The sequence below is a fragment of the Streptococcus sp. 1453 genome, from assembly GCF_013276955.1.
Lineage (GTDB): Bacteria > Bacillota > Bacilli > Lactobacillales > Streptococcaceae > Streptococcus.
The window spans coordinates 1-7,124 of record NZ_VMLZ01000026.1 but is presented as its reverse complement, the minus strand read 5'-3'; the positions used below and the strand labels follow the sequence as shown (position 1 = coordinate 7,124).

Genomic DNA, 7,124 nt, shown 5'->3' with positions numbered 1-7,124 from the left:
GAAATATGTTTAGTCAACTACGTATGCGTGAAGAACAAGCATTATTGGCTCAGGACTATGCCTTGGAAACTGCTAGGGCTGAAGGTGGTTTTGTTATGTTAGCAAATCTTGTTCGCCAGCATCTTTTAACAGCAGAGGTTGCCAGTCAGCAATTGGGCATGACTGTCTCTGAGTTTGAAGAATTATTGAAAGACTATCATAACTAAGAACTAAAAAAAATACAGGGAAACCAGCAAAGACGAGGTTCGCCAGCCATGGTTGGAGTTTTTCGGGAATAAACCCTTTACCCAGCAACCAGAGCGAGCTATAAGTCAGGTGGACTAACTGCTGGACTATAAGAGCTGGGCCGAGGAGGACAGGAGAATGTTTAGTGAACAACGCAGGCGTGAAGAACAAGCATTACTCGCTCATGACTATGCCTTGGAAACTGCTAGGGCTGAAGGTCTTGAACAAGGAATCGAAAAAGGTTTAGAGCAAGGTCTTGAGCGTGGGCGAGCTGAAGGTCTTGAACAGGGACTGGAGCGTGGGAAAGTTGAAGGAAGGGAAGAAGGGAAACTTTTTGCCTTCTTAGATATGGTTCGCCAACATGTCTTAACTTCTGAATTTGCGAGTGAACAATTGGGTATGACCGTAGCTGAGTTTGAGGCACTGTTGTAAAATTATACAATCACATAATAACATAAAAGCGAACAAGAATGAAATATTGTCTTGTTCACTTTTTATTTTCTACTGTCCAACAAAGCCCTCACGCGATTATATACCACAAAAAAACAGGAGATTTCTCTCCTGTCATGATTCAACTATCTAAAATTAAACCCATTCACCGTTTCCGTTTACAGTGTAACCATTTACAGTAGTATTTACTGCAAGGGCACCTGAACCGTCAACATAGTACCATTTGTCTGAAACTTTAAACCATTGACTTACTTTCATAGCCCCTGATGCTTCAAGATAGTACCATGTATCACCATCTTTAAGCCAACCTGTTGCCATTGAACCATTAGCGTTGAGGTAGTACCATGAGCCGTTGACTTTAGCCCAACCTGTTACCATAGCACCATTAGCGTCTAGGTAGTACCATGAACTATTGTATTGGAGCCATCCTGTCGCCATTGAACCATCAGTATTGTAGAAGTACCACATACCGTTTTCTTGTTTCCAGCCCGTTTTTGAAGCGGCTGGTTTAGCTGGTTTTACTACAGAATATGAGCTGTATGATGGAACATATGAAGGGTATGAAGGGACATATGTCGGATTAGATGGTCTTGCAGGAACAGAAGGTTGTGCTGGAGTTTCTGGTTGCTCTGGTTTTGGAGCTGGAGCTGGTTGTGGTTGTTCAGCTGGTTGCTCTGGTTGAACTTCTGGTTTATCAGCATCTTTTGCTTTAGCTGCTTCTAAATCTTTAAGAACTTGATTGTACTCGTCAGTTAGTTCATCGATTGCATCTTTGTATGCTTTTACTACTTCGTTAACTTCGTCAAATTTAGCTTGAGCTTCATCAGCGGTAGTTTTAGCAGAAGCAACAGCAGCCTCTAGTCTAGTTACAGCTTCTTGTAATCCATTTTGGATAGCTTGATCAGCATTGTTTTTCTTAGCTGTTTCAAGAGCAGTTTTAGCTTTTTCTAAAGTTTCTTTTTGTTTATCTAATGCAGCGTTTTTTTCTTCTACTACTTTAGCTTTTTCAACAGCATCAGCTTTGTCTTTATCAGCTACTTTAGTTAATTTTTCGATTTTTTCAGCTAAATCATCAGCTATATCTGTAAGCTTTTCGACGATTGGTTTAGAAGCTTCTTTTTTAGCGGCTTCATCAATTTTTTTAGCTTCTTCAGCATCTAATTTTTTAGTTTCTTCAACTTTTTCAGGAGCTTTATTTCTTGTTTTATAATCATTTTCTAATTCTTTAAGAACATCCCCTGCAGTTAAGACACCTTTTTCAACAGCATCTAAGATTGCTTCTTTACCAATTTCAGCTTTTTGATCAGCAATTGCTGTTTCTTTGTCTGTGATACTTGCATCTTTATTGATTTTAGCAATTGCATCTTCTTCAAGTTGATCTAAAGCATCTTTAAGAGCAGTTCTAGTTTCAGCTTCTTCTTTTTTAAGTTCTTCAACTTTTGCCTTTGCTTTTTCAGCTTCTTCTTTAGCTGTAGCTAATTCAGCTTCTGCGTCAGCTTTAGCTTTATCAGCTTCTTCTTTTTTAGTTTGAGCAGCTGTTACATCGTCAGCTTCTTTTTTAGCTTTAGCTGTAGCTTCTTCAACTTTTTTAGCTGCTTCAGCAACTTTTTTTTCTAATTCAGCAACTTTAGCATCCGCTTCTGCTTTAGCTTCAGCAGCTTTTTCAGCTTCTGTTTTTTCTGCTGGTTTAGCTGGTTCCTCTGCTTTTGGTTTAGCTGGTTCGCTAGCTTCTTTTTCTTTAGCAGATTTTACTTCGTCAAGAGTTTTGTTGTACTCATCAGTAAGTTTGTTTAATTCATCAGCAACAGCTTGAGTATCTGAAGCAGCTTGATCAAATGCATTTTGTGCAGCATCACGCTCTTTTTCAATCGCAGTTACAGCTTTTTCTAGTGGTGCTGTGATATCTTCACCAAATCCATTATCTTTAGCAGATTTAAGAGCTTCTTTAGCTTCTTTTAATGTATCTTCTTGTTTTTTAAGAGTTTCAGCTTTTTTATCTTCTTCAGCTTTCAATGCTTCAGCATCTTCTTTAAGCGTATCAACTTTTTCACCTAAATCATCAGCTTTGTCTTGCAATTTTTCTGATGCAGGACGAGCAGCATCTGCTTTTTCAGCTTTGTCAATTCCAGCTTTAATGTCTGCTGGTAATTCAGCTTCTGATTTAGCTTTAGCTGGAGTTGCATTAGCATTAGCTTCAGATGTTTTATCGTCGTTTTCTAATTCTTTAAGAATATCCCCAGCTTTTAATTCACCAGATTCAACAGCTTTTAATAATCCTTCTTTGTCAACTAATTCTTTAGCAGCTTTTTTAGCAGCCTCTTTATTAGTAATGTTTGGATCATTTGCGATTGCTTCTTCTAATTGATCTAAAGCTTTTGATAAAGCTTCTTTAGAATCAGCTTCTTCTTTCTTAGCATCTTCTTCTTTTTTAGCTTCTTCTTGAGCTTTAGCATCAGCTTCAGCAGCTTTTTCTTTAGCAGCAGCTAATTCGTCGTCAGCCGTTTTCTTAGCTTTTTCAGCTTCAGTTTTTACAGCTTCAGCAGCAGTAGCTTCTTTTTTCTCAGCTTCTAATTTAGTATTTGCTTCAGCAGCTGCAGTAGTAGTTGTATCTACTTTTGCTTGAGCTTCAGTAACTTTTTCTTCAGCTTTTTTAGCGTCAGCTTCAGCTTGTTTAATTTCTGGACTTGTAACTTCTGATTTAGGAGTTCCAGTAGTTCCAGTTTCTCCAGCTGGTTGAGATGAAGTTGTATTGGTAGAATCATCAGCTTTTACAACTAATAACGGTTGAACCGTAGTAAACCCTACTCCTAAGACTGCCGCACTTGCTAAGCTCGCCAATATCATTCTTTTCTTATCCATTTGGACTACCTCATATTTCTTATTTCGCAATATCCATACAATTAGGACATTCTTATGTTGATTATACCCCCCACAAATCTTTGTCAAGTGTTTTATGTTAAATTTGTGTTACATTTTCGTTCGGGATTTTATTTGTTTTATCAAAGTTTTTGTGAAAATCGTTTTGAAAACAATGAATTCACAATAACTAGCTGACAGATTATGGTTCTTTTTGATTTATGACAAGTATTACCATAAAAAATTTTTGCCATCCAGTAACTTTGCGTCTCCAGTAATATAGGTAAAACTCATACCCTACCATTGTTAAAGGGCATTTCTCCCATAGATGAACAGCACACCTGTCGCAATCAGTCATAACCACCCGTGAAAACGGGTGGCTTGTACACCGGCTATAAGCCGTTTCTCTCCAGCGGCGTCTAAAGACGCTCGCTGAACTTCGTTCAGGTCGTGCTATATTACTTGACTAATGCCCGTCACAACGGGCTTTTACCTTGTTCTAAATCCGCCATCAGAAAACGGATCTTCATATTCTTTTACACTCAGCTTATCGAGTGCAATGTCATTCTTTTCCTGCTCGCGAATATATTTAGCTACGGTCTTTTCGTTTAGTCCAACGGTACTTACATAGTATCCCCTAGCCCAGAACTTTCGATTTCCATACTTATATTTTAAATTAGCGTGCTTATCAAATATCATCAATGCACTTTTGCTCTTGAGATACCCCATAAAATCGGAAATCGAAAGTTTGGGAGGTATCAGTACAAGCAGGTGTACATGGTCTGGCATCATATGACCTTCGATAATCTCCACGCCACGACAACCGCATAGATGTTTAATAATATCTATCAAATCCGACCTGACTTTGTAATATATCGCCTTACGGCGATACTTAGGTGTAAAAACTATATGATATTTGCACATCCATTTAGTATGTGATAAACTGTAACTGGTTTTAGCCATTTATTTTTCCTCCTTTATCTAACCTGAACAATTAGATTATACTTAGAAAAATAAATGGAAGCTAGAAGCCTTGTCAGCCACCAGCATAGCTGGTGGTTTTCTTGTTTTTCTCTACGAGAAAAACTGGCTTGAAGCCATAAAAAAACTAGGAGAGATTTCTCCTAGCTTTAAATTATCTTAGATTATTTAACCCATTCACCGTTTCCGTTTACAGTGTAACCACCTACAGTAGTGTTAACTGCGATAGCACCTGAAGCAGTTGCGTAGTACCATTTGTCTCCTACTTGGAACCAGCCGTTAGCTTTCATAGCACCTGTAGCATCAAGGTAGTACCAGCTACCGTTGTTTTGAAGCCATTGGCTAGCTTTCATAGCACCTGAAGCATCTAGGAAGTACCATTTACCACCGTCTTGTAACCAACCTGTAACGAGTTCACCTGAACCGTTTAGGTAGTACCAAGTGTTGCCATCTTTAACCCAGAATTTTTGCATTTCGCCTGCTGCGTTAAAGTAGTACCAAGTACCATCTACTTGTTTCCAACCAGTAGCTTTATCACCAGCAGTTGAGTAGTATGCCCACATACCTGCATGGTTTTTGTACCAACCAACTTTAGTATTGTTTACGTTTGTATCAGCAGCTTCAAATACAGAACGGTTGTAAGTCAAGCCTTTATCAGCAAATCTTTCTGAAACTGTAGCTTCAGCCGCTTCAAGTGCATTCTTAGCCGCATCACGTTCAGCGCGAGCAGTCGCAATAGATGCTTCAGCTGCTCTAACCGCATCTTCAGCTGCTTTAACTTTCTTACCTAAGTCAAATGAAGCTTCAAGAATCTTAGATTGATCTCCTGCCATATAAGCAACAACTGCTGCTTTAGCGGCATTATAACGACCAATATTGAAAGCATTTTCTTTTTCTTCTGCTACTTTTTCTGAAAGTTGCTCATTAAGCTCATTAGCTTTCTTAACAGCAGCTGCATAGTCATTATTTACTTTTTGTAACTCATTGTTGATTTCTGCATCAACTTTTGCTCCTGCACTTTCAGCTGCTTTAACTGCTGAAGAATATTGAAGTTCTAAATCTAATTTCTTAGCACGCAATTCAGCGACTTTATCATTAGCAACACCTAATGATGCTTTGATGTCTTTAATCTCGTCTGCGATAATACCAACCTTATTTGTAGCATTAGTAATCGCTACATTAAGCTCAGTTACCTTGCTAGCTAATGCATCAGCATCACCTTGCATATCTTTAATCTTGATTTGTTCTTGTCTAAGAGCCTCAAGATTAGCATATGCCGCTTTAACTGTTTCAGGAAGTGCTTTATATGCTGCTTCTTTAGCAACATAATTAATATAAAGTTCTCTTAAAGTTTTTCCACCAAATTGTTGTTTATTCAATAGATTGTATTGGAAATCTCTAAGTTCTTCAGCTTTTGCTTTAACTTTAGCTTTAGCATTAGTATCAGTGATTCCACTTAAAATGCTATTAAAATCTACAATATCTGCTGAAACAGCTTGTGTAGCACCAAATGTAGCAAGAACTACTGCGCTTGTCAATAAAACTTTTTTCATCGTTTTATCTCCTTTGTTTTCTTTAAAATATTTTTTCGTAAGACTATCTTACTACCATACAGTATATAAATATTTGCAGGATTTGTCAAGGGTTTTCATCAACTTTTTACCTATTTTTTTCAAAAAAGGTGAAAAAACGTCTTTGTGAGATGAAATACTCTTCAAATACCGTATCTCTCAAGTGAAAATCTCACAAATTTCTTAAACCCTGAGTCAAACCTCACATATCTAATCCATATCGATAGTTGGATAGAACTCACTTCCATGATATTATCCTATAACCCCTTCCAAATGTCAAGCAAAAATGACAAGTATTTTAGAAATAACTCGCCATTCCATTAACTTTCTACTATTTAAAATGTGACCTCATAGCAAGGACTCAAACTCAGTGACTGACATGCCTAATTGCTCGCTAGCAACCTCGGAAGTCAGAAGACCTTGACGGACTAGATTTACTAAACCTACTTTTAATCCCTCTTCAATGCCTTCTTCGCGCCCTTTTTCAAGACCCTCTGCACGGCCACGTTCAAGTCCACGTTCTAAACCTTGTTCAATCCCTTCTGCTCTAGCTGTTTCCAAGGCATAGTCCTGTGCTAATAAGGCTTGTTCTTCGCGCATACGTAGTTGACTAAACATTTCCCTGTCCTCCTCGGACCAGCTCTTGTAGTCCAGCAGTTGATCTGCTTGGCTGATGGCTCGCTCGGGGTGCTGGGTAAAGGGTTTATTCCCGAAAAACTCCAACCACGGTTTGCGAACCTCGTCTTTGCTGGTTTCTCTGTATTTTTAGGTCTTATTTATGATGGTCTTTCAATAGCTCCTCAAACTCAGCAACAGTCATGCCCAATTGTTCACTCGCAACCTCCGAAGTCAGAAGACCTTGGCGGACCATATCCAGAAAGGCAAAAAGTTTCCCTTCTTCCCTAGCTGTTTCCAAGGCATAGTCCTGTGCCAACAAGGCTTGTTCTTCGCGCATACGTAGTTGACTAAACATATTTCTGTCCTCCTCGGACCAGCTCTTGTAGTCCAGCAGTTGGTCTGCTTGACTGATGGCTCGCTCGG

At 38.7% G+C, this 7,124-nt stretch carries 5 protein-coding genes and 2 pseudogenes; 2 read left to right on the top strand and 5 right to left on the bottom strand.

Annotation, left to right across the window (positions count from 1 at the left end; genetic code table 11):
* Both HW098_RS10180 and HW098_RS10175 read left to right on the top strand, forming a co-directional pair.
* On the top strand, positions 1–206 hold a 206-nt coding region (locus HW098_RS10180; RefSeq protein ID WP_240149491.1), incomplete at its 5' end, for a hypothetical protein.
* A 7-nt stretch (positions 207–213) separates the two neighbouring features.
* A pseudogene (locus HW098_RS10175) lies at positions 214–657 on the top strand (hypothetical protein); the annotation flags it as partial.
* 153 nt (positions 658–810) lie between these two features.
* On the opposite strand, the gene HW098_RS10170 reads toward HW098_RS10175, so the two are convergent.
* The 5 genes and pseudogenes from HW098_RS10170 to HW098_RS10150 all read right to left on the bottom strand — a co-directional run.
* Positions 811–3,534: a hypothetical protein gene (locus HW098_RS10170; protein WP_176140018.1), complete on the bottom strand. Its 2,724-nt coding sequence runs from the start codon at positions 3,532–3,534 to the stop codon at positions 811–813.
* 486 nt (positions 3,535–4,020) lie between these two features.
* On the bottom strand, positions 4,021–4,494 hold the full coding sequence (tnpA, locus tag HW098_RS10165) for an IS200/IS605 family transposase (protein WP_001140801.1): 474 nt from the start codon (positions 4,492–4,494) through the stop codon (positions 4,021–4,023).
* 182 nt (positions 4,495–4,676) lie between these two features.
* Positions 4,677–6,065, bottom strand: coding sequence for a hypothetical protein (locus HW098_RS10785; RefSeq protein WP_176140017.1), 1,389 nt, complete (start codon positions 6,063–6,065; stop codon positions 4,677–4,679).
* Positions 6,066–6,431: 366 nt separating this feature from the next.
* Positions 6,432–6,848 (bottom strand): annotated as a pseudogene (locus tag HW098_RS10155) (hypothetical protein); the annotation flags it as partial.
* Positions 6,849–6,855: 7 nt separating this feature from the next.
* Positions 6,856–7,124: damage-inducible protein CinA (locus tag HW098_RS10150; RefSeq protein ID WP_176140015.1), on the bottom strand; the 269-nt coding region annotated here is incomplete at its 5' end.

What these genes read in the sequence shown, in the direction of transcription:
- HW098_RS10785 (WP_176140017.1), bottom strand. Translation starts at nt 6,065, where the DNA reads ATGAAAAAAGTTTTATTGACAAGCGCAGTAGTTCTTGCTACATTTGGT.
- tnpA (WP_001140801.1), bottom strand. Translation starts at nt 4,494, where the DNA reads ATGGCTAAAACCAGTTACAGTTTATCACATACTAAATGGATGTGCAAA.
- HW098_RS10170 (WP_176140018.1), bottom strand. Translation starts at nt 3,534, where the DNA reads ATGGATAAGAAAAGAATGATATTGGCGAGCTTAGCAAGTGCGGCAGTC.